Origin of the sequence: Pseudoalteromonas lipolytica (genome assembly GCF_900116435.1) — a bacterium.
Taxonomy (GTDB): domain Bacteria; phylum Pseudomonadota; class Gammaproteobacteria; order Enterobacterales; family Alteromonadaceae; genus Pseudoalteromonas; species Pseudoalteromonas lipolytica.
Genome location: NZ_FPAZ01000006.1, coordinates 150407 through 174080, shown reverse-complemented (window position 1 = coordinate 174080; position 23674 = coordinate 150407). Strand labels below are relative to the sequence as shown.

General features: G+C 38.9%; 22 protein-coding genes and 2 pseudogenes. 10 read left to right on the top strand and 14 right to left on the bottom strand.

Annotation, left to right across the window (positions count from 1 at the left end):
- Positions 1–149: 149 nt before the first annotated feature.
- The gene (locus tag BM378_RS20730) at positions 150–311 is read left to right on the top strand and encodes a recombinase family protein (protein ID WP_353956868.1); all 162 of its coding nucleotides are present in this window, start codon (positions 150–152) and stop codon (positions 309–311) included.
- Positions 312–316: 5 nt separating this feature from the next.
- On the top strand, positions 317–508 hold the full coding sequence (locus BM378_RS07980) for a cupredoxin domain-containing protein (RefSeq protein ID WP_227006812.1): 192 nt from the start codon (positions 317–319) through the stop codon (positions 506–508).
- 91 nt (positions 509–599) lie between these two features.
- On the opposite strand, the gene BM378_RS07975 is transcribed toward BM378_RS07980, so the two are convergent.
- The 7 genes from BM378_RS07975 to BM378_RS07945 form a co-directional block, all read right to left on the bottom strand.
- On the bottom strand, positions 600–3710 hold the full coding sequence (locus tag BM378_RS07975; RefSeq protein ID WP_016708236.1) for an efflux RND transporter permease subunit: 3111 nt from the start codon (positions 3708–3710) through the stop codon (positions 600–602).
- Between the two features lie 54 nt (positions 3711–3764).
- The gene (locus BM378_RS07970) at positions 3765–4679 is read right to left on the bottom strand and encodes an efflux RND transporter periplasmic adaptor subunit (protein WP_016708235.1); all 915 of its coding nucleotides are present in this window, start codon (positions 4677–4679) and stop codon (positions 3765–3767) included.
- Between the two features lie 2 nt (positions 4680–4681).
- A complete protein-coding gene (locus BM378_RS07965; protein ID WP_231387283.1) occupies positions 4682–6004 on the bottom strand; it encodes a TolC family protein in 1323 nt (440 codons plus the stop codon).
- Between the two features lie 75 nt (positions 6005–6079).
- The gene (locus BM378_RS07960; protein ID WP_016708233.1) at positions 6080–6442 is read right to left on the bottom strand and encodes a hypothetical protein; all 363 of its coding nucleotides are present in this window, start codon (positions 6440–6442) and stop codon (positions 6080–6082) included.
- A gap of 45 nt (positions 6443–6487) precedes the next feature.
- The gene (locus BM378_RS07955) at positions 6488–7387 is read right to left on the bottom strand and encodes a cation diffusion facilitator family transporter (protein WP_016708232.1); all 900 of its coding nucleotides are present in this window, start codon (positions 7385–7387) and stop codon (positions 6488–6490) included.
- On the bottom strand, positions 7380–8108 hold the full coding sequence (locus BM378_RS07950; RefSeq protein WP_016708231.1) for a transglutaminase-like domain-containing protein: 729 nt from the start codon (positions 8106–8108) through the stop codon (positions 7380–7382). Before BM378_RS07950 ends, BM378_RS07955 begins: the two co-directional genes overlap by 8 nt.
- A gap of 12 nt (positions 8109–8120) precedes the next feature.
- The gene (locus BM378_RS07945) at positions 8121–8774 is read right to left on the bottom strand and encodes a cation efflux transmembrane domain-containing protein (protein ID WP_016708230.1); all 654 of its coding nucleotides are present in this window, start codon (positions 8772–8774) and stop codon (positions 8121–8123) included.
- An 82-nt stretch (positions 8775–8856) separates the two neighbouring features.
- Here BM378_RS07945 and cadR point away from each other — a divergent pair, with 82 nt between their 5' ends.
- From cadR to BM378_RS07910, 7 genes and pseudogenes are all read left to right on the top strand, one after another.
- Positions 8857–9246 carry a Cd(II)/Pb(II)-responsive transcriptional regulator gene (cadR, locus tag BM378_RS07940; RefSeq protein WP_016708229.1) on the top strand — a complete coding sequence of 130 codons (390 nt, stop codon included), beginning with the start codon at positions 8857–8859 and terminating at the stop codon, positions 9244–9246.
- Between the two features lie 131 nt (positions 9247–9377).
- Positions 9378–10001: a recombinase family protein gene (locus BM378_RS07935; RefSeq protein WP_016708228.1), complete on the top strand. Its 624-nt coding sequence runs from the start codon at positions 9378–9380 to the stop codon at positions 9999–10001.
- Positions 9965–11725, top strand: coding sequence for a KAP family P-loop NTPase fold protein (locus tag BM378_RS07930; protein ID WP_016708227.1), 1761 nt, complete (start codon positions 9965–9967; stop codon positions 11723–11725). Before BM378_RS07935 ends, BM378_RS07930 begins: the two co-directional genes overlap by 37 nt.
- Before the next feature lies 1 nt (position 11726).
- Positions 11727–12614 carry a Qat anti-phage system associated protein QatB gene (locus tag BM378_RS07925; protein ID WP_016708226.1) on the top strand — a complete coding sequence of 296 codons (888 nt, stop codon included), beginning with the start codon at positions 11727–11729 and terminating at the stop codon, positions 12612–12614.
- The gene (qatC, locus tag BM378_RS07920; protein ID WP_016708225.1) at positions 12607–13941 is read left to right on the top strand and encodes a Qat anti-phage system QueC-like protein QatC; all 1335 of its coding nucleotides are present in this window, start codon (positions 12607–12609) and stop codon (positions 13939–13941) included. The genes BM378_RS07925 and qatC overlap by 8 nt, the downstream gene beginning before the upstream one ends.
- Complete coding sequence (gene qatD, locus BM378_RS07915) at positions 13938–14669, top strand: Qat anti-phage system TatD family nuclease QatD (protein WP_016708224.1); 732 nt, start codon at positions 13938–13940, stop codon at positions 14667–14669. The genes qatC and qatD overlap by 4 nt, the downstream gene beginning before the upstream one ends.
- Positions 14670–14720: 51 nt before the next feature.
- A pseudogene (locus BM378_RS07910) lies at positions 14721–15282 on the top strand (manganese efflux pump MntP).
- Position 15283: 1 nt separating this feature from the next.
- Here the strand turns inward: BM378_RS07910 and BM378_RS20630 are convergent.
- The 7 genes from BM378_RS20630 to BM378_RS07875 all read right to left on the bottom strand — a co-directional run bounded on the left by BM378_RS20630 (position 15284) and on the right by BM378_RS07875 (position 23327).
- Entirely contained in the window at positions 15284–15502 is a 219-nt protein-coding gene (locus BM378_RS20630) for a GDCCVxC domain-containing (seleno)protein (RefSeq protein WP_062566147.1), read from the bottom strand.
- On the bottom strand, positions 15490–15879 hold the full coding sequence (merC, locus tag BM378_RS07900) for an organomercurial transporter MerC (protein WP_016708222.1): 390 nt from the start codon (positions 15877–15879) through the stop codon (positions 15490–15492). The genes BM378_RS20630 and merC overlap by 13 nt, the downstream gene beginning before the upstream one ends.
- A gap of 60 nt (positions 15880–15939) precedes the next feature.
- On the bottom strand, positions 15940–16317 hold the full coding sequence (locus BM378_RS07895; RefSeq protein WP_016708221.1) for a MerR family transcriptional regulator: 378 nt from the start codon (positions 16315–16317) through the stop codon (positions 15940–15942).
- A gap of 222 nt (positions 16318–16539) precedes the next feature.
- On the bottom strand, positions 16540–17004 hold the full coding sequence (locus BM378_RS07890) for a hypothetical protein (RefSeq protein ID WP_016708220.1): 465 nt from the start codon (positions 17002–17004) through the stop codon (positions 16540–16542).
- Complete coding sequence (locus tag BM378_RS07885; protein ID WP_016708219.1) at positions 17001–19085, bottom strand: site-specific integrase; 2085 nt, start codon at positions 19083–19085, stop codon at positions 17001–17003. The genes BM378_RS07890 and BM378_RS07885 overlap by 4 nt, the downstream gene beginning before the upstream one ends.
- Entirely contained in the window at positions 19082–21853 is a 2772-nt protein-coding gene (locus BM378_RS07880; RefSeq protein ID WP_074988938.1) for a hypothetical protein, read from the bottom strand. The genes BM378_RS07885 and BM378_RS07880 overlap by 4 nt, the downstream gene beginning before the upstream one ends.
- Complete coding sequence (locus BM378_RS07875; RefSeq protein WP_016708217.1) at positions 21837–23327, bottom strand: tyrosine-type recombinase/integrase; 1491 nt, start codon at positions 23325–23327, stop codon at positions 21837–21839. Before BM378_RS07875 ends, BM378_RS07880 begins: the two co-directional genes overlap by 17 nt.
- A gap of 85 nt (positions 23328–23412) precedes the next feature.
- On the opposite strand from BM378_RS07875, the pseudogene BM378_RS07870 reads away from it, so the two are divergent.
- A pseudogene (locus tag BM378_RS07870) lies at positions 23413–23670 on the top strand (PhoH family protein); the annotation flags it as partial.
- Positions 23671–23674: the final 4 nt, after the last annotated feature.

Sequence of the window (23674 nt, the reverse complement as noted above, 5' to 3'; positions counted from 1 at the left end):
TACTAGAGAACAAGATTTGAATGCTCAACTGTTCAGTTGGGCTATTATGGTTGTAAAAAAATATTATAAGGCAATGTGTCTGGTACTTCGGTTAGAAATGAAAAAAGTTAAAGAAGCTAATCGATTTCATCAGGTAGGGTGATGAGGTAATAGTTACTCGCCTTGATCGGCTAGGCCGATCATTAAAGTCTATTCTTGAGGACATTGAAAGTACTCACAAACGGGGCGATTGTTCAAAGATTATTAATGGTTCTGTCAGTACAAAAAATGATAATCCGTTTACCAGTTTCATTCATAATCTGCGCAATTAGCAATAATGACGTGCGTTCATAACGGTCATAAAGAGCAATCCCCCTGCGCTGAAATAATGCTTATTCCTTCATTGGATATAAGCGAACAGCTTAAGTTAAATGAAATTACTCAAATTACCTTATTAAACTTGTCACAGGGAGAGCATGAGTTTCATTGTCAGATACAAATGTATCGCGGCGTCTTAAAAGTAATTTAGTTTTAAATAGGTCTTTTTACACACCTGAACGAGCAAAAGTAACTTAACAAAAGGCTTCTCGAAAACATTACGAGAAGCCTCTAAATTAAAGTTAAGATTTGTATTTACTGTAAACAATTCTATATAGAACAGGCAAAACAACTAAAGTAAGTAAAGTAGAGGAAATAATCCCTCCAATTACCACCGTTGCTAATGGCCTCTGAACTTCAGCCCCAGTTCCGACGTTTAATGCCATAGGAATGAAACCTAAGCTAGCAACCAAAGCGGTCATTAATACAGGGCGAAGCCTGATAGTTGCACCTTCGATAATTGAGTTTATTAGCTCTCCTGTTTCAAGTAATCGCTGTTTAATGAATGACAGCATCACCAGTCCATTTAATACAGCTATCCCTGAAAGAGCGATAAATCCAACAGCAGCAGAAATTGAAAGAGGCATGTCTCTTAACCACAAAGCCAATACGCCGCCTGTAAGTGCTAAAGGCACACCACTAAATATGATCAGGGCATCTTTTATTGAACTAAATGCTATGACAAGCAGTGTCAAAATTACAAACAATGTGGCAGGTACTACGATGGATAATCTTTGCGTTGCACTCTCAAGTTGCTCAAATGTTCCGCCGTACTCAAGCCAATAACCAGCAGGCAATTCAACATTTTGTTGAATTTTTTGCTGTGCCTCTTGTACGAATGAGCCTAGATCTCGGTTTCTAACATTTGCTGTAATTACAATTCGTCGCTTACCATTTTCTCGGCTTATTTGACTTGGAACTGTCGTATAATTTAACTCTGCAACTTCGCTTACAGGTACAAACTCACCACTTTCTGTCGCGATTGGCAAATTACCTAGCTGATCAAGGTTGGCTCTCAACAGCTCAGGATATCTAACTACAATTTCAAATCGACGATCACCTTCGAATATTAACCCTGCGCCTTCACCTGACACGACTGTTTTTAACCAAGACTGTAAGTCGCTTGCATCCAACCCGTATAGCGCTAATGCTTCAGGCTTGGGGTTAACGGTAAAGATAGGCACGTCATCAACTTGTTCGAGCCGCGCATCAGCAACACCTGAAATTGTATTGAGTGTAGCCAAAACTTCTTGTGCAGAAATGACAAGTTGGGATAGATCATCACCGTAGAGCTTAATCCCTAAATCAGCTCTTACTCCGCTAATTAATTCGTTAAATCGCATCTGAATTGGTTGAGTAAACTCATAATTATTGCCGGGAATAGAGCTGAGATCTTTTTCCAGCCTTTCAACAAAATCCTCTTTCGTTAAATTAGGGTCGGGCCATTGCTCTCTCGGCTTTAATATCAGAAAAGTATCAGTCACATTTGGCGGCATCGCGTCTGTCGCAACTTCTGCTGTGCCCGTTTTTGAAAACACCGTAACAACTTCATCATATTTCATAATTTGTTGTTCAAGTACCTTCTGCATTTCTACAGCTTGGTCAATACCCGTGCCCGGAATACGCATCGCGTGCAGTGCAATGTCACCTTCATTAAGTTGAGGAACAAATTCAGATCCTAATTTACTACCAAGTAATATGCTAAATGTCACAAGTAAAGCAGCGCCGCAAACAACTAGCCAACGTAGTTTTAAAGCCCACTTCAAAACAGGACTATAAACTGACTTAGCGCCGACAATTACTGGACTTTCTTTTTCGCTGATTTTGCCTTTCAAGAATAAAGCAACCGCAGCGGGGACTAGCGTGAAGGTAAATACCATTGCAGACAATAGAGCGATTATCACCGTTGCGGCCATCGGATGAAACATTTTGCCCTCGACACCCGATAAGGTAAACAAAGGTAAATAGACAATCGTTATGATCAATACGCCAAAAACACTAGGTCGTATAACCTCATTGGTAGCAGAATAAACAATGTCTAGGCGTTCTTTCAGGGAAATGACAGAACTATTTCGTTTTTGGCTTTCTGCTAACCGCCTAATGCAGTTCTCAACGATTATTACCGCGCCATCGACAATCAATCCAAAATCTAAGGCTCCCAGACTCATTAAATTCGCAGAGACTTTGCTTTGAACCATGCCCGTGATTGTTGCCAACATTGCCAAAGGAATTACTGCGGCGGTAATCAAAGCGGCGCGTATGTTACCCAGTAATAGGAACAATACGAAGATAACCAGTAATGCACCTTCAATAAGATTTTTCTGTACGGTGCTAATTGCTTTATCAACCAGAGTTGTCCTGTCATATAAGGGAACTATGGACACGCCTTGAGGTAAACTGTTTTGGATTTCACTAAGCTTGTCACCAACAGCCAATGCCACCGAGCGTGAATTTTCTCCTACCAGCATCATTGCGGTGCCAATCACACTTTCCTTGCCTTCCAGTGATGCAGCTCCTGTCCTTAGCTCTTTTCCTATCGCAACTTCGGCGACATCTTTAACTTTTACAAGTGTGCCGTCGTCGCTTTTTATAATGACGTTTTGGATGTCTTGAATAGATTGCAACTGAGCTTGTGAACGAACAAGAATTTGCTGTCCGCTTCTTTCGATGAATCCAGCCCCTTGATTTGCATTATTTCGCATTATTGCATTTGATAGTGCTTCACTGGTAATACCGAAGTGCAACATCCTTAACGGATCGGGATTGATATGGTATTGCTTTTTATAGCCACCAATTGCATTGATTTCCGTAATCCCTTTAACCAATGCAAGTTGTGGTTTCACTACCCAGTCATGGATCTCCCTTAACGCCATCGCATCATAGGGTAAGCCATTATTCTGCTTTGCACTTTCGTCGGCAGTTATACTGTACATGTATATTTCACCGAGGCCCGTAGCAATTGGTCCCATTTCTGGTTCAATGCCAAACGGTAGTTGCTCCTTAATTGCGCTAAGTCGCTCATTGATTAGGTTTCTGGCAAAATACAAATCTGTGCCTTCTTCAAACACAACAGTCACTTGCGACAGGCCATATCGAGAAAGTGAACGGGTATAATCCAGCTTAGGTAAACCCGCCAAGCCCGTTTCGACGATAAACGTAATCCGTTGCTCTGTTTCCAAAGGTGAATAACCTTGAGCCTGCGTGTTTATTTGTACCTGTACATTGGTTATATCTGGCACAGCGTCAATAGGTAGCTTCTGATAGTTCCATATTCCTAAAGCGATGATAAACAAGGCCATAAGCAACATAGTACCACGTCTACGGATAGATAATTCTAGTATCCAAGCGATCATATTTTCACCTCGATAATACTGAAGCCAATATGTAGAGGACAAAAAGGTCGGAGATTAGTGTTCATGTCCAGCCTCCGATTTTTTTAGATCAGCAACTAGCAGATAACTGTTCTTTACAACCACACTTTCGCCGACGTTCAAACCGTCGATGATAGCAATATTGATAGCGTCTGAAGCGCCAGTTTTTACGGCGCTAGGGTGGTATTCATTGCCTTCTTTAATAAAAACAACATCTTTGCCTTCAAACTCTTGAATGGCTCCTTTTGGCACAACAACTGGAGCAGAGTGTTGACTGGTCGTAACCGCACCTTTAATTACAGTGCCAAGCGGCCACTTGTTGGTTTTGTTATCCAATTTTACAAATGCCAATGAGTATGGCTTGTCGTTTAGTGATGGTGTTAAATAGCTAATTTGCGCACTTTGATTAAATTCAGTGCTATGAATTAGCACCTGCTGGTTAGCGTTAACCTTACTTAGCTGAGTAGGAAACACTGATAGTTGTGCCCAAACCACGTCAAAATTGGCTATTGTCAGCAAGTTTTCACCATTTGTAAGCTCGCCAATATTGGCTTGCCTAGCGACTATACGCCCAGACATTGGTGCTTTTATCGAATATTGATTTAAGCTCTCATTGGATTCAATCACTACCAACGTTTCACCTTTTTTGACCTCTTCGCCGAGATTGACTTTTACTTCCTTAATAACACCATCGAATCTAGCGTTAACGTGCGCAAGTGAGGCAGGATCGGCAACGATTTTTCCATATACAACTTCTTCGTTATGAATAACACCGCTAGTTGCTGCTACTGTTTCAATGCTGTTTTGTTTAGCCATCTCAACAGACATAGAGACTATTTCATCTTTGTGTTCTTCACTGGCTGAGGTCGTGATGGAGGTGAAACCAATTACAGCAACAAGCATTAATTTGAAAAGGCTGATTGGTGAATTTAATATATTTTTCTTTTTCATGATTAATTCTCAATAAAGCTTGAAAGTTGGCTTTCTGTATTGCCGGAAGAAATTAATGGAATGCCTGATAAGGACTCAATGGAGGCGCTTTGTTTGTGAACCTCACTTGCGGCAAAAATAAGCGCATATTGCATCTCAATAAGCTCTTTTTGAACTGAAACTAGCTCTAAATAACTAAAGCGCCCGTCCGAATAGGCTTTTTGCACTAATGACAAAGCACTTTCTTGAGGCGGAATAATACTGGTTTGTAAGGTTTCAACCGTAAGGCGAGCCTCTTCCTGAGCCGCATAAAATGTCGCTAATTGGCTGTAAATTGCTCGCTCACTGGCTTTCCGTTGCTGCTCAACTTCATCGAGTTTTGCTTTTTGAGATTGATAGCTGCCTCTATTTCTATCACTCGTAAACAGAGGGACGCTAATTCCTGCAACCAACGCAGTCTCATTGCTACCTTCAAGTCTTTTCACACCTGCGCTCCACGTTATATTAGCGTGGCTTTGTGCGTTGATTGATTGTAATTGAGCTTGCTGAATTCTCGATTGCTCTGCATAAGCTAATATATGAGGACTTTGAGAAAGTTGAGCCATGATGTATTCGAGTGATATTGTTTTGGGAAGTGCAAATAAATCGCCTGATACACGAGAGAATTGCGGTGATTGTTCTCCCCACATAATAGCTAACTTACGAACACTGGCCTCTAACTGCTTGGAAATGGTTAGCGTCTTTAGTCGAGCTGTTGCTAAAGCTGCATCAGCTCGTTTTTGCTCTGATGACGGTGCCGAACCAACACGAACTTTTTTGGAGACAGTTTGATAGGTTTCTCGTGCTAGCTTTTCTGCATTTTCATTGACGAGCATGATTTGCTGTAACGTCAAAACATCGATATAGCGAGCTGCTACTTCACCCAAAATATCGAGTGTTTGTATTCTTTTTTCAACAGCTATTGCTTGCTGTTGGGCATTAACATAAAGCTTTCTGCTATTTACCTTATCTCCCAATTCCACCACGGAAGATATTGATAAGGTAAGTTCAGCGTCGCTGAATCCAGATACATCACCTGTACCTGCAAAGTTTTCCAATTCAGCGCTGACGTTATATTCAGGTTTTAACCCTGCGGTAGCTAACTCGCCGTCTAAACGCTTTTGTTTGTATTTAAAAGCTGTTAGCTGTGGGTTGTTTGCAAGTGTTCGTTGTATTGCCTCTGACAATGAAACTGAATCAACAGTTAAGTCATTTGCAAATACATTATTAGTTGTCACTAAAAACGACAACAGAAGCAACCGTTTTACTTTCTTCCAAGCAAGTACGGGGGCCTTAAAATAAGACATATTCATATTTTGTCCTGTTTATTTTATGAAACGAGCGTTGGCTTCACCGCCTAACGCGCCAATTAAATAAAAGGACTAACTTTTGGGAGGTCGAAGTAATCTGGAAGGGGGAGCTTCAATGACTACTTTTAAATAATCAAATACCTGACTTGATTTGAAATCAATGTCTCTACTGATGTAAACATGCGTAGCAAACTGTACATGCGAGCCATTGCAGTGTCCGCAATGATGACAATCAGCGGGGTTGTGTTGGTCATTATCTGCTGATGATTGTATTAATTTTTCAGAAGAAATGTGGTCATCTAAAGCATGAACATGCTCGGTTTTTATATGCTCGGAATCAACAATATGAACATCAGCAACTTTTGCCACAGCAGAAAATGACTGAAGTAATATCAGCACTATCATGATGTATGCAGGGAATTGTTTAATATTCATTTCGTTTCAACTATCTCTTAGTTATGCCAATGTTAACACTATCGTTTAGCTTGCGTCACGACATTGCTCGTCTATGAACTCTATTTCAATTGTTGTATGAGCAAAATCAAACTCTTTAAGCTCCTGTCGCAACTCTAGCTTGTACGATTTCAGCTCTTCGTTAGATATTTCAGTGTTTAAAACAATATGGGCGGTTAAAACGTTGTGTTCACCATCAAGTGACCAGATGTGTAAGTGATGTACTTCACCCACAATGGCTTTAGAAACTATTTTCGATTTAATATTTTCAATAAGATCAATATCTGGTGTCGCTTGCAAGAAGAGCATAAGTGTCGTTTTCAGTGTTCTTACAACATTAAATAAAATAAAAAGGGTAAACCCAATTGATAAAATAGGATCGAGTATGGGCCATTCAACAAACATCAATACGATTGATACAATAAATATAGCTATCCAACCTAAAACGTCTTCAAGCAAGTGCCAGTTTAAAACTCGTTCATTTAAGGTCTTTCCATGACTTAGCTTATAGGCAGCGTAACCGTTTACCACCATGCCAAAAATAGCTAATAAAAGCATTCCTTCGACTTGAGGCATTTCGGGGTTAGCTAATCTTGGTATGGCCTCAATTAGTATAAAAACAGAACCAACAGTTAATACCAAACCGTTAATCAATGCGCCAAGCAATGAAAAGCGCTTGTAACCATATGAAAACTGGCTAGAGGCAGGCTTGTTACTGAGCTTATTTAATCCCCATGCGGTGCCTATGGAGATGCTATCTCCTAAATCATGGATAGCATCTGCCATGATTGCCGTACTATTGGTTAACCAACCTCCGATAAATTCGATGATGGTAAACGTGAGGTTTAGAAAAAAAGCCCAGCCAATGCGTCTCGAAGCGTCCTCATCATTGTGAGGGTGATCATGACCGTGAGAGTGGTTATGCATGTTGAGCCTCGGCGGTTACATTTTTTCTTCTAAGCCTTTGTACATTCCAATTAATGATATGACGGATAAAGTTTTGGTACGCCCAACGTTTAATACCCGTTAGATTGGTTCCCTGCTCAGCATAGAATTCATCGGGTGAGTCATAAAAGCCAAAGTCGTCGTGTATGCCTTCTTTTTGAATATAAGTATCTTTACCAACCCAGTTCGTCTCTGGGTTACTTATGCAGGTAGTAGCTATTCCATAACCACAAAAATTATCTTTAGCTTGACTGAATTTGGATTGAATTGAACTTAGGTAAGCTTCGTCGAGAATGAAGCCTTCTAAATTGATCCACTTACCTTCATAGAGCACTTCTACCCAGCTATGGATAATGGATTTTGGGGCAAGCCAAAATACATAAGAAGGAATAGCGCCTTTCTGAAGCTGTTGGTCAATCGTGAAACCATGAAATCGGCACTGAATACCAAGCGCTCGGAATAGAGCCATTAACAAGTTTCCCTTGGTATTGCACTGTCCATAGCCATCCGCTAAAACTTCACTCGCAGATATATCATCGCTGCGGTTGTAACCAAACTGAATCTCATCTTTAACAAAGGTGTAAGCAGCTCCTATTGTGTTGTATTCATCCATTGTATTCCAATTCCGATCTGCTATTAGAGATTGGATGCTGTGATCATCTAAGTCTAATATTTGTGTTTTCTCTAAATAATTAGCACTCATTATCCATCTCCTTTAAGAACATGATTTTGATTTACTTCCACTACAGCTATTGTTTTCGCTTGTTAACTCTGCGTTGCTCAGCTCTTTCTTCGCATCAGTAATAATCAGGTAAGCCCCTCTTAAAATTAGGGTTGCAATCACACTACCAATCACAATGTCAGGCCAGCGAGAATCAAGTAGCATCACTAAAACACCAGCAGCAATGACCCCCAAGTTTGCGATCACATCGTTGGCTGAAAATATCCAGCTTGCACGCATATGGACTTCACCATTGCTTTGCATTCTGATTAAAACTAAACAAATGACGTTTGCTATTAATGCTACAAAACCAAAGCCGATCATGAACCAAGAGTGAGGCTCACCTTCTCCGAGTCTTCTTACTATGTCAAAGATTACCAGTATTCCGAGTGTCAGCTGAAAGTAACCGCTGATAAGGGCTGCATTGGCTTTATGCTTTAAAGATCGGCTCACGGCATATAGAGCAATACCATAGACAATTGCGTCAGCCAGCATATCCATTGAATCTGCTATCAAAGCCGTTGAGTTTGCATATAGGCCCACAGTAATCTCAACGCAGAACATAACCGCATTAATACCTAGCAACCAATACAGCACATGTTTTTGTTTCGCATCTTTTAGTTCGACTTCGCAACCACAACCACTCATTGCACGGCCTTAGTTATTTGCTTGATAACTTAACTATAAAGTCTATAGTGACTATAGAGTCAAGATTTAGGACTAAAGTTTTATGAAGATAGGTGAACTTTCAAAAACGACAGGGTGTTCGATACAAACAATTCGGTATTACGAGAAAGAAGGGTTGCTTTCAACTCCTGAACGTACTGAAGGGAATTACAGGTTATACGGTGAACGGGCTTTAAAAGAATTAGAGTTTATAAAGCATTGCCGAAGTTTGGATATCCCTCTAACAGATGTTAAACGCCTTATGGAACTGAAAAATAAGCCAGAAGAAAGCTGTGCAAGTGTTAATAAGCTCATTGCTCAACAATTGGCCTTAGTTAACAATCGAATGAGAGAACTCAAAGCACTAAAAGCTGAGCTTCAACAAATGGCAAGTTTGTGTACAACTGAAAACACCATTGAAGCGTGTGGAATAATTAAGTCACTTGATAGTTAGAATTGTCATTCATTTTCTATCCTTGTTGTGTACGAATAACTATATTTTATTACGTTCATGTACGAAATTTATTTAATGTACTTTCGTTCACTTGATTGTTAAGATGTACGAAAGTTACAGGTTTCGTACATATGAAAGTTGGTTTTGCAAGAGTCTCAACTAAAGAGCAAGATTTAAATATTCAACTGTCCAAGTTGGACGCTCATGGCTGTGAAAAAATATTTCAAGGAAAACAGTCAGGTGCTTCCATTAGAAATGAAGAAAAGCTAAAGGAACTCATCGATTTTATCAGGGAGGGTGATGAGGTAATTGTTACTCGCCTTGATCGGCTAGGCCGATCATTAAAGTCTATTCTTGAGGCTATTGAAAGTATCCACAAAAAGGGGGCTTGTTTAAATATTATCGACGGCTCTCTCAATACTAAAAATGATAATCCGTTTGCCACCGCCATGATCAACCTATGTGGAGTATTCGCTCAACTTGAGCGGGATCTTATAAAAGCCAGAACCGCAGAAGGTCGCGAAGAAGCGAAGGCTAAAGGCAAACATATGGGTAGGTTGCCTGCTTTATCAGACAAACAAGCGAAAGAATTATATAAAGATAAATTAAATGGTGAATCGATCTCTGCATTAGCGAAGAAATATTCTGTTAGCCGCCCGACGGTTCATCGAACTATTGAAAGAATGGAACAAAAAAATAATAAACAAAAGGAGATGTTATGTGGTCTGATAAAGAGTCAAAAATTGACTTCTTAAACTTTAATGAAACGGCTGAGTCGATTAAAGATCTTATCACTGAAAAGGAATTAATGCCTATTAGTATAGGTGTCTTTGGTGATTGGGGCGCTGGAAAATCCACGATTCTTGAACTTACCAAAGCATCTTTGGAAACTGATGAACAAGAATATATCCAAGTGCATTTCGATGCATGGACTTTCCAAGGATACGATGACGCTAAAGCAGCGCTATTAGAAACAATTGCATCTACTTTAGTAAAAAAAGCAGCAGACGATAAAAATCTAAGTGCAAAAGCAATAGAGTTTGCTGGACGAATAGATAAGATCAGACTGATGGGACTGCTAATGAATGGTGGTGCAGCATTAGCTGGTATACCGACTATGGGTGGTATACAGAAGATCATGGGACTATTCAGTGGTGGTGACGATGGTGAACTTGATGTTGATGATGTAAAAGGTGCTGTCGATGGCGCTAAGGATGTTGCGAAGAAAAACAAAGGTTTGATCAAAGATAAGAAATCATTCTCACCTCCTAAAGAAATTAAAGAATTCCGAAAAGCATATTCTGATCTGTTAAAGGAGTTTGATAAGCCACTTATTGTCTATGTCGATAATTTAGATCGCTGCTCTCCATTTAATGCCATTTCAACACTTGAGGCGATCAGATTATTTCTATTTTTACCAAATACCGCATTTGTCATTGCCGCCGATGAAGACATGATCCGTTTGGCAGTACCTGAATATCACAAAGGTGCATCTCAACGACATCAAACTGATTATTTAGACAAGCTTATTCAAATTCCTGTGCATGTACCAAGGCCCGGTGTTCTTGAGATAAGGGCATATTTAATGATGCTCACCGCTCAAGACCACGGAGTGACAGATGCTCAGTTAGAAGCGATAAGATGTGCCCTTGAAGAATCATTAAGGCTTTCTTGGAAACAACCACAAATTACCGTTGATGAGCTTCTTCAGGATCACGATATCGAAAAGCATTCAGGACTCAGAAGCAAATTTGTAGTTGCTGAACAGTTAGCTCCACTATTAGCTGAATCCACAAACATTAACGGTAACCCTCGCATAGTTAAGCGATTACTCAATCAAGTTAAGATGAGAAAGAAAACGGCTCACCGTCGAGGAATGCAGCTTGACGAGAAAACTATCACTAAGCTGGTAATTTTTGAGAGGTGCTTAGGCACTCAGGCTACTAACAAGCTTTATGAATTAATTGATAAGGAAAACGGATATCCAAAAGTTTTAGCGGATCTCGAAAATTCAGAAGTTGAATTTGATGAAATAAAGTTACCTGAAGAGTGGAAACTCGACCTAGCTTTTATTGATAAATGGTCAAAATTACCTCCAATGTTTACTGAGATGGATTTGACCCCAGCGGCATACCTTAGCCGAGAAAGCATTCCAATGGGTGCTGTTAATGCGGTAATGTCGGGAGCTGCTCAAAAACTTGTAGAAGAATTAATGAAGCAAAAGGTAAGGGTCAGTGGCGTTAACTCTACTGCGATTACCACAACTCCGAAGGAAGAGTACATGTCAGTCATGGATGGTTTGATTGAAAACTTTAAGTTGATTGGTGATTGGACCGAAAAACCAACAGGCATCTATGGAGCCGTGTTACTTGCCAAGCAGGATGATAAATGTTGCTTAAGTCTTCTTACATTCTTAAAAAGCTTGCCTCGTCAAAGGTGGCTCAATCCAATCTTAAAAGAACTAGAGGGAATTAAGTAATATGGGTACGTCCGCATCGTCTACAGGACCGAATAACAAGAGTCCGCTAATTCCATCTTGGGCAGAGCAAGGAGATCCCGTCACAATAGAGCCTGCATCAGGTACTGATGGGGATGATCAAACTGGTTCTGATAACAATCAATCTGATGATCAGAATGACCATACCAACGATATTGACAATGACAAGGTTCAACAAGAAATCGGTGGTTCGCCAACAGCAACGCCACCTCCAAATAGGTTTGCCAGCGCCAGAAGAGCATTTGGTAAATATGCACAAACAGGTGGCTCAACCTCAGATCTAAGGCGTTCATTAAAAAGTTACTCTAGAAAAGGCTCTGGCGGAGGTAAAAGCACAAGCCGGAGACTAGCAAGCGGTATAACGGCTGGTTCTGGATTGCTTGGTGTCATGCGTGGCGACACCGTAACGGTTAATAATCAAAGCTTATCATTAGGTGATCTAACTGGGTTATCGACTGACCAAGCAATTGACAAAATTGCTAGTCATTTGGCACCTGATAATGCCGATTCGGATGCTGTAAGAGTTGCGTTGGATTACGCACTAGAAGAAGCACTCCCCGATACAGAAGAATTTGACCCAAACAGTTTTACTGACGAAGTTATTCAAGAAGCCATAGGCTGTTATTTAACAGATCTTATTTTTCAGGATGTGGTTGAAGGCATGGGCAGAGCTTGGTTTCATGTTGAGCCTGCAAGTAAGCATCATCAAATGGAAGTAGAATTAAGGGAATTAATAAAAGTGATCACACAAGAGCAGTTAGACAAAGTAACTAATGGCAACCCTAGTACTATTAGCAAGGAAAATATTACTAAAATTCAAGCTGATGCAATTGCAATGACAGTGGATGAATGGGAGAGTTTTGATGACTAATTTTTATTTTAACCATGACCCAGCTAACTTGCCTGATTTTTCTGAAGACTGTCATCCTGTCCAAATGTTTCACACGCATCAAAATGACATCACTAAGCACAGCTTGGTGTCAAAACAACTACTACAAACAGTTCGTGATTTAGGATTGCATGTAGATGCTGATGCAATAGATCTGATAACAATTGCAACCGCCGTTACCGCCGCTGATACATTTGAATTGAGGGATAATGCAGAAAATGCATGGGCTAGAAAAATGCATTTACATGTTCCTGTTACCGATGAGGATATGTGGAATACTGTTGAGCCTGAACTAAGTTCTTTGCTCAACTTTCTAACGGGCGATCAATGGCAGTTTACTTTTGAAAAAACAACTATGCCGATGCCGACTCCTAAAACAAGTGAGCAAGCGAAAGCAAAAGCAAAATCATTAATTGGACTCAACTCAGTCTGCCTTTTTTCAGGAGGTCTTGACAGCGCAGTTGGTGCAATTGACATTTTAAACGGAGAGTCAGCCTTAAAACCGCTTTTGGTTAGTCACGCTTATCGTGGTGATGGCGCAAAACAGGAAGATATTAAGCATTTATTATCCCCGCCATTCGGCGAATTGTCCTATTCAATGTCTCCTCATATTATCAAGCATTTAGAAGGTAAAACTGACATTAGCATGAGGGGAAGAAGCTTCAACTTCCTAGCTATGGCGGTACTTGGTATATCAGCCTTAAGAAATGCTAATTGCGATAGCAGTATTGAAACTATTGTCGTCCCTGAGAATGGCTATATTTCTATAAATCCACCGCTTACCAGAAGACGGATTGGTAGCCATAGTACTAGAACTACTCATCCTAATTTTCTAAGCAGGCTTGAATCTTTGCTTAGAGACACTGGGTTTCATGTCAAATTTGTAAACCCCTATCAATTCAAAACTAAAGGTGAAATGTTAGCGGAATGTGTTGATCAAGACGCAATTAGAAAAGCAGTTCCTCTGAGTGTTTCTTGTAGTCATTGGCACAGAGAGCATAAACAGTGTGGGCATTGTGTACCTTGCCTTATTCGAAGAGCGTCAGTTTTTCATGCTGGTTTTACACAAGATGCGCCATACAAGACAAAGCGGTTGAGAGGTCTTATTAAAGAAAAAGATACTCGCGATGATCTCCAAGCGGTTCAAACTGCCATTATCCGGTTGAAACAGACTGACAATTATCGTTCTTGGCTTCGAAAGTCAGGACCAATACCACAAGATAAAGATATACGAGAAAAACTAGAATCAACTATTAAGCGAGGATTAGCAGAGGTTGAATTATTTCTCCAAGCGGATAAATCATCATGATGGATCTTCATTGCCATGTTGATTTATATCCAGATCATAAAGAGGTATTGAACGACATAAAAAGCAGTAATTATTACGTGCTATCAGTAACTACGGTGCCTTCAGCTTTTGAAGGTACTGTTCAGTTAACAAGTGGCATAAAACACTGTAAAACGGCTTTGGGGCTTCACCCTCAACTTGCTCATTTAAGGAAAAATGAACTACCTCTATTCGATAAGCTAGTTGATAGAACTAGATATATTGGAGAAATTGGGCTGGATGGCTCAAAAGGTTATGCTGATTACTTTGATGATCAATTAGAGGTTTTCACGCATATTTTGAAAAAATGTGAAGACTTTGATAACAAAATACTAACTATCCATAGTCTTAATGCGACAGGTGAAGTACTTGAACAACTTAAGTTATACCCCAATGCTGGTACTTCTATTCTTCATTGGTTTTTAGGTACTAAGAAGCAAGTTCTAGAAGCCGTCGAGCTAGGCTGTTTCTTTTCTATTGGGCCAGCCATGCTTACTTCAGCCAGAGCTAAAAAAGTAATATCGTGGATACCTCAAGATAGGATTTTACTCGAAACTGATGGCCCTTTCGCCAAAGTGGCGGGGAATATTCTGTTTCCTTCAAGTGTTGGCACTGTTACTGAATATCTGGCTGAAATTTGGTGTAAAAATAAGGCTTCGATAATTGAGCAACTGTCAGCAAACCTTAGGTGTTTAACATCAGTCAAGTAACTAATTATACGTCACGTAATCTTATAACAATTTTATTCAGGTTTAATCGATTTGTTTGAAGTATTTGTATTAGCTATAGCACTCAGTATGGACGTGTTTGCAGTATCCATAGGCTTAGGTTCTAAAAAAGTAGCAAATGCTGAAAAACTCTTTATTAAAGCCGTTGCTTATTTTGGATTTTTCCAAGGCTTTATACCTCTTTTAGGCTATTACAGCGGTAAAGGATGATCATCTTGGATTGAAGATTATGCACCTTGGATAGCTTTTATTTTGCTATTATTTATCGGTGGCAAAAATGATTTATGAGTCCCAATCTGAAGGAATTGAAGAAGATATTGCTAATGTTACTCATCGTGTGCTATTTGTTCTTGCTATTGCCGCCAGTATTGATGCAATGGCGGCAGGTTATGCAATCACATTGCTTGAGGTAGACATAGCCGTAGCTTGCTTGATAATAGGCGTCACGACGTTTGCCTTTAGCTAGATTGGTGTGAATATCGGCGAAAGAAGTGGCGTATGGCTGGAGTCTAAAGCTGAACTATTTGGTGGTTTAGTGTTAATCGCAATCGCATTTAAGATATTACTTGGTTGGCACAGAACCACCGAATACTAGGCTACTTACCTGAGCAACATGCATTGCCTTCTTGAATAGGAGGACACTTAACTGTTCCATAAGAGCAGTAAACGCAACAATCACCTTTGAACGGTTTAAGTAGTGCTTTACAGCTTTCGCATTCGTAATACCATTGGCAAGCGTTTGTAGGCATGGTTTCAACTTTGCTAAATCCACATTCAGGGCAAGTTATCTTAGATTTTAATTCTATACCTTGCATACTGGTTCCTTAATGGGCTTAACAATATCTAAAATAGACATTACGACCATCCAAATGATCCCAAAGTAAAATAAGTAAGTGCTCCAGTCGTATTGCCATAAAGGATAAAGGGTCAGCAATACTGCAATTGGGCCAATGACACTTAAAATGCCTCTTAATGACTCTCGATGTTGATACCAATTATAGAAATTAACTAACAACGCTAGTGAAGCAAATAATGGCAATAAGGTGTTCACCGCTATCCCTTCAAAATGTGAAAGAAAACCTAACCCAAGCGCAGATGCCAATGAGCCGAGCGCAGGAAAACATGCTGTGCAACTAAGGGCGGCTAGCCAAACGCCACCAGAACCTACTTTATCTAGAATTTTATTGATCATAACTATCTACCTCAATTTTTAAGGTAGTATAAACTCCGTACATAAGTACGGGGTCAATAGCTATTTAAGTGAATTTATTACCGGGCAGGATTGAGGGTCTTGATTGGCCTTGCAAGAATCTGTCATATCTTGAATTACTTTCTCTAACCGCTGTAAATCAGCAATTTTATTACGGATGAGATTAAGTTTTTGCAATCCCATCGATTCTATATCAGCGCAACTGCTACTTAGTGACATCAGTGATTCAATTTCTTTCAGCGTAAACCCTAATGCTTTAGCTTTCAGAATAAATTTGAGTTGATTAGCGTGTGTCTCGTCATACTTTCGATAACCTGATTCGGGTTTTGGAGGCTGCTCTATTAAACCTTGGCGCTCATAAAAGCGGATCGTTTCAACATTGATATCTAAATCTTTTGCCAGTTTTCCAATGGTTCTCATAAACATACTCTTTAGAAGCAGAGACATCATTATACAATTAATGCGGATTGCCTAAACTCAATTTTATTGCATGAACGGGGTCGCTAAGCGTCCGCTTTGTAGAATTAAGTTCACATATCCAGATCACTCTGACCGTCTCTTGTTCGCTCTTGCTGCCTGTCAGGTGAAGTCTAAACCTAATCAACAAAACTGTAAGATGAGATATGAGCTACTACATCTAATCTATTGTTTCGTTGAAACTAATTCAATAATTTCACCAGTAGACGTATCCACTCTTATTTCTGTATGTTGCCCTGAGTGCTGAAGTTGATTTTTTAAATCAGCATTAATCAGTTTGAGCTTATCTATTTCAGCGTACATTTCTTGTAATCGCACCAGTAGCTTTTCAAAATCCTTATCGATTTCCTTAGGGTCAATCTCGTTTTTTTGCTTTTCTTTAGCAAGCTTGCTTTTTAGTTCGGCTACCTTTGTTCTGAGTTGTTTTATTAAATTATCTTTATTTTTTTCTTCCCAAGTTAATTGAGCTTTTTCAATATTTTCTCGTAACTTTACCCATTTTTCTTCTTCTTTAGATAGATTTGCAATATTTCTTTTAGCTCTCGTTGCTACTGCATTTTTGGTTATCTTGCTGCCATCAGATTTCATCTCTTCAAAAGCACGTTTTATATCATCGTATGCGCTACTCATGCTTGTTCTCCTTGGTTTGTATGCGCTTTGCCTTCATCTAATACATAGTCAGCTGCTGCTATATTATTTTTCCAGTGAATAGCAAATAGCTCGTAATCTTCTTGCTCTTCTTTGGTTAATGCCGCATATGCCTCTAGTTTCTGCGTTGCTTCTTTTTTTATTATTTGCCAATTGACCTTGTGGCGTTTGGTAATGATTTTACTACCACAATACACACAGCCACTAGGGATTCCTGCTCCTTTTATCTTGCAAGCTTCTCCCGCAGTGCAGTACCCCGTAGGTAAGCCACGTATGTTTTTAATATTTTTGACGAGAAATTTTTTCAGTTCTTCAATTGAACTGAAATGGATCTGCTTAATCACAGTCGAATCTTTACTTTGACTATCAGTAATACCTATTATCAGATCTTTAGATGTTTTATTAATTTGCTCACCAGCACCACCTTTAAGTGATTGTGACTCGGCTTCATCTATTAACTCTTCTGCAACACGGTCAATTAAAATCTCATTAAACTCTTCAGTAGTTTTAATTAAAGTTGTTGAGGCCAAAAATGCTCTTCGAGTATAAACAAACGTCATTAGGCTAGTTAAATGTTTAAATTGATATCTAATATCATCAAGCTCACCTAATTTATTGGCAATGACAAAGTAGGCCAACGTATGTCGAAACATGTGAGCGGTTAATCTAAACGTATCGCCTTCTTCGTATGGGACACCTCTATTCTCTCCTCTAACTTCTTTGTAGTTAGATTCAAGGCGTTCAAGCTCTGCTATATCATCATCGTCTAGAGTTAAGTCAAAAAGCTCAATGTTTTCACTGTTTTTAACCTCAAATTTTGTGAATCGCCCAGTATCGCTAAAACTAACACTACAGCTACTATGTGAAACCCCGAAAAGACGGTTTCTTTCTAACCCTTCTTTCAAATTGTGTGCTTGACTACTTGTTATATTGGCTCTGCATGAAGAAAGTACAGCTTTTGCCCTTTCTTGCATACCGATCACATATTTTTCGTAAATACCAACACACTCATGTACTTCAGCGTTTGAAAACCATTCCATCTCAACCTTACTGTTGTCGGTTTTGGTCATAATTGCCGTAATGTAATAAATATCATCTTTGTAATTGGCACAGCCAACCTTGCATGTAAGTACTTCGTTATATCTCATACCTGTATAGGCCAAGATATTAATGTATGTGGCTAATTTTAAATCTTCTAATTCTTCGGATAATTGAATGAATTCCTCTTCATTGGGTAAGTTTCTTACATGTTTTGCTATTAGCTCACCTGTATTCATTTTGGGCGGTGGTTCAATGGAGCCTTCATGTAAACTATCTATTAAGCGTGCATTTAATTCTAGCCATCGTTCTATCTTATCCTTAGAGTTTTCAACTATTTTTTCTGCAAACTTCAGAATTTTTTTCATTACTTTAGTAGGAATGACAGGGTGCGAATAAGTGACTGGTCTCGGATGGTGTAACTCGTTTAGTTGGTTAAGCACATCAATAAAAACACTACACACCTTAGGGCCAAAAAGACGAAAGCTTCGTTGCACGTCAAATAGTTTAGTAAATGAGTGTGATTGTCTGTAAATAGCTATTTTCCCGACTTCATATAAATAGTCTTTTATGAGATTCCTAATAACTAAGTCAGATTTGAACTCCAACTCATGAAATGAGTGATAACCTCTTTGTCTTAAGAAGGCTGCAATTAAATTTAGATACGTTACATCATTTTGAAGTGTAGAGATTTTTAGAGGTTTACCGCCTACAACATCACCATGTGTGAGTTTAATTAGTGAATAAATTCGAATTTGATATGCTAATTCATCAACACCTTTAAAATTCACATTTCTTTGCGTTTCTTCATAGCTTATCCAAGTGTCATCGCCAAAGTGAATAGTGCCATGTTTAGCAATATTCAATGCTCTGTTTTCCCACAAAGCAATCGAATTAAAAGCGCTAGTATCATCAACTTTAAAATCTTCTAACACCTGAACCAAAGGTTTTATAGTGATTTGACCTGTATGTGTTTTTACAACAGCGATATCAAGTAGTTTTGTTTTAGTTATCTCTTTGGTCATAGCAAACCTGTGTTTTTCCAATGAGGATGAATACCCTCTGTTCTCAATAATTCTTTTCCATCAATCACAGCTTGAGCATTAAGCTTGGCAATATCAGTTAATATTTCGTTAACTCTATTTTTCAACTGCTCTATGTTTTCCAGTTGCTCTGTTACAGAGTCAAATGTTGCGGCTGAGTTTTCCATATCAGCAACAACAAAATCCCGGTATGACAAAAGTTTCCAAACATGCAATGCGTCAGCAACACAGCGATAGAACGGACACCACAAGCATGCGTTAAAGTCGGCACATGCATGCTCGTTTGTATCTCGCTGGTCTAATAATTTCCTGTTTTGAGATTCGAATGCCACTACTGCGGATTTATCTTTTGAGTTAATGCATGTGCCATTCGGGACTTTTTTACCGTCTTCTGGTGGAGTCTGCAAAATGATTACTTTGTCGGTAACATCGCGAACAAAATAGTCTGCCATTGTTTTTGTCGCTCTGTTGATTGTCATTGCAACATCTTTGTTATCTTGCATTAAATAATGACGCAAGAACGTTTCATAAGAGTGCTTGCCAGCTTTTTGATACCACTTAAATTCTTTGGCAACTTTTCGGTAAATGTAGTTAAGCCCTGATTTTCTGATCTTTTGCGAATTAAATACGATATCACACCCAAGCTCAGTCAATATCCTATCTATAGAGGTCTTGAAACGTGATGCTGTTAATAATTGAATCTTTACTTCTCCAATACTATTTACTTTGGGAAAAACAAAAATTCTTTTTGATAGGTTCTCAATAGAAGGGCGGTAAATAGACGTAAGTCTAGTCGCAGCCTTAATATCAAATATTACTGGTTCGACAACGTCGCCGTATAAGACGCCTTCTTTTTCTAGATCTTCGGCTTTAATTTCAAATTTATGCCATTGAGTTTGATAATTAGCTCGGCGTTTAAATAAACGAAGAGCAGGAGTTTTACTTGAATGTAATGGCGTGTTAAAGAAAAATAAGTCGTCAGTATCAAGCTCTAGCGTAGGAGTTGAATTCCAACCAGTTTTCAATATGACTTTTGCTGCATAAAGTGTAACTTTGTCTTTAATTGTGAGTAAGGTCTCAGAAAGCCCTTTTTCTATGTAATATGCTAATTCTACTACTTCTCTATATGAGTAGAGTTTATCTTGATTCTGAGATAGTTGCTCTTGATGTTGTGCAGTTAATTCGGTGTTGACCGGAAAGCTTTTAATAGTATCTAGACCATAAAACGATAGTAATTTGTCGATAGCGCTCTGATATTGATTACCAACAAAAACCGACAAATCGCCTTGTTTTGATTTTAGTTGAATTGCCTCTCTTATAGCCTTTAGTATCTCACAGTTATTTTCAACAAAAGCATGAACCCCATGACTGGCAATAAGCTTCATTTGTTCATCTGTTAATGATGATGCATTTTCTTTCAATGCTCTAGCCATACTACCTATGTAACCTTTGAGAGTGACGATACCTATGCTCTCGCCATCAATTCGCTTTGTAAAAACTTTATGGTATTCGACTAGGTTTTGATAAAATTTATAGGCATTGTCATATACCCACTCATGCTTCTGCCATTCGGTAGTGTCACTTTCTTTAAGGTAATAGCCCAATGAGTAGGGTAATAAACTTTCCTTTGCGATTTTTTCACCCGTAACAAAGTGGTAAAGGTCCAATGCAGCGTTTAGTAGCAGTAAAAACTGCTGGTTATTTTGAGTTTCTTCTTGGTAATGCTTATAAAGGTATTTAAATCCCTGAAGGCCATTTTCTGCAAACCCTTGAATTCCACGCTCACTAAGCAGCTTAATTATTGGTGATGCTACGCTACCAGCACTATTCAACCACCTTGGAAATGATAAAGTTGAGGATCTAACTCTTGTTGTATTAGCTTCCGAAGCGCTTGCTATCTGATTTTTCAAAAAAGCATCAACTTCATTGCCAAATTTGGATGATATGCTTTGTGCATACCCTATTACTTCGGCTTCAGTTTTAAATTGATTGACTCTAGCTTTACCCCACACATCGGGTAGTATAAATTTTAAAAAAGTACGGAAGTTGTGATTGCATATAAATGATGAAACGAATTCCCTATCCTGTAATGTTGCCAATAATGGCAGTTTGACGCGTTCAGTATTCTTAAAAGTATCATGTAGACAAAGATTTATAATAGCTGTCGCAGTTTTGAGGATATTGTCCCTAATAGAAGAATCTTTGAGGCTTAATTCTGGAAGGACGAGATAGTCCAGATATTTATTTAGTAATTTACGAATCTCTTTTACTTGATGGAATTCAAGTTCGAATAATTTAGTTATGTCGATTGAAGTAGCCCCATTTACTAGCCTAAAAGGAGCGTTGATAGCGTTATCATAAAAATGAAACTTAGCTAAGTTTTCTAAGGCTTCTTCTATACGAGTAGCATAACTAGGTAGCTTGACATCATTTATTTCATTAATGCAAAAGTATTCCAGTTCTTGCCAAATTTCAAAGTCTGATAGAGCATTTAATCCCGAAGTTTGAATTGATGTCGCAGTATCTGTACTAACCTTATTAAGGGCTAGAGGAAGAGTATGTTGTAAACTGACACAAGCATTCCGCAAGCGACTCATTGAAATAGCAGTGTCGTCATCTGCGCTAATATTGTTTTCTTTGTCATATGCCCTGTTAAATAAAACGTCTAACTGTTTGGCTAGAACAATTGAATGAGGTTTAAATCTAGCAGGAATACGATTGGACTTCCGCGTTTTAACTTGCTGCTGCATCTTCAGCCTCACGCATCAGTAATTCGTCAACATCACCGTAGATATCTTTCACCCACTCTGACATTGCTCCGTATGCATCCACTGCTACACTTTTGGCAAAGTCGATGTAACGTTTGGTTGTTTTAAAACTTTCGTGACTCATCAAGGTCATTAGTGTCTGTCTGATGGAACTCTCCGATTCACCTTTGTCAATTAGGTATTTAGCGACATAAGTAGCAAAGGTAGCGCGTAAGTCATGGAATGTGCGTAATAGTATTTCTAATCCCTGCTTCCTTTGTTCTTTTCTAACTATGGAAATAGTATTCCCCGGTGTATCTTCGCTTATCCGCGATCCTGAACTATTCATAAACAAAGGAAGCGGATGTTCACTATTGTCCATACCATGATTAGTCTCATGTTTGGTACGTCGCTTCATATTTTGAATTGTCAAAGTGTGATTGTACAAAAGCTTCATTAGAACTCGCGCTATTGTTAATCTCACTGGCTTATGTCCTTTTCGTACAATGTTCAATTTTGGAATACGTTTCTCGTTTTCTTTTTCATCAGGATCAAAAAGGTCTTTCTGGTCGATGGCTGAAATCTCAAAAGAACGAAGTCCACCTAGCAAAGCACATTGCAAATAAAGCTTATAAGTCTCTTTTTGAGCCGTATCCGTCTCCAGCAACTGTTTAAGTTCTTTTGGAGAATATGGTTGTAGATCTTTTTCGGGTGAGTCTTCCTTTTGTTTCAATGTATTTGGAATGCTCAAATTACTAACCCACTTCCATAAGCCTCCAGAACGTGTGTTGCTAGTAGGTAATTGAAACAATGAACTTACACTTGATTTAGCTTTCGATTTAATACGTACCTGTTTGTATTCAAGTGAGAAGGGGAGGCTATCTATAGCCCCGCGCTTATGGCTCCATATATAGAATGCTTTAACAGCTCTAATTCGTTCTTGAGCGCTGTTAAAGCTTATGCGTTTAGACTTATCTTTGGTTTCGACTCTTTCACATAAATGTTTGTGATATCTCCACACAGGTAACCTAGAAATATCATCATCTACAGATTGTTTTGAAAGTGGTGCAGCTATTACTTCAAAATAGGATGCATCATCTTTATCCAACCAATCTAAGAAAGCTTTTAAGTGCTTAGCTATACTGCAAACAGACTTAACATCTAATGGCTTTCCCGGTTGGCTGGCATGATAAGCGTCACTAAAAGCCTCATTGTCTATTTGATTCTTTTTGAGACTGAAATGACCTTCAAAGCGGTGCATTAAAAATAAGTTCATTTCTTGGCATTCGGTGAAGCGAGTCGGGTGATATAGCACTGGAAAATTAGGTTCTATTTTATCGTGCCTATATGAGTGAGTTCTGATGCCTTTTTCAGTCTTAATAGGTTGCCCTGATTTATCGAGATGAAAAGACATTCCTTTTCCAAAGTTGACTGATGTTTTAATTATTTTAGTTTTTGTTGTATTTCGAAGTATCATTTTCGTTCACCTTTGATTCTTAGCTAGAGTATGTGTGTAAAAGCTTTTTTGTTCAAGTTTATTAAGGGTATGATAGTATTATATCAATTCGGGGGTGATATTAGATGAAAGTCAAAATTTAACCGCCTCTCAATTGAAGACCATAATCACCCGCTGCGGTGAGGGCACGAAGTTAATTTGCTCAGGAAACTTAGCGCAAATCGATAGTAACTATTTAACCCCTGTTACCTCAGGTTTAACCTATATTGTTGAACGATTTAAAAATTTTGAAGGAAGTGCAACCGTTAACTTGAATGGTGTTGTTCGTAGTCGCTTGGCAAGCTTCGCTGAAGAAAATTTATAACTTG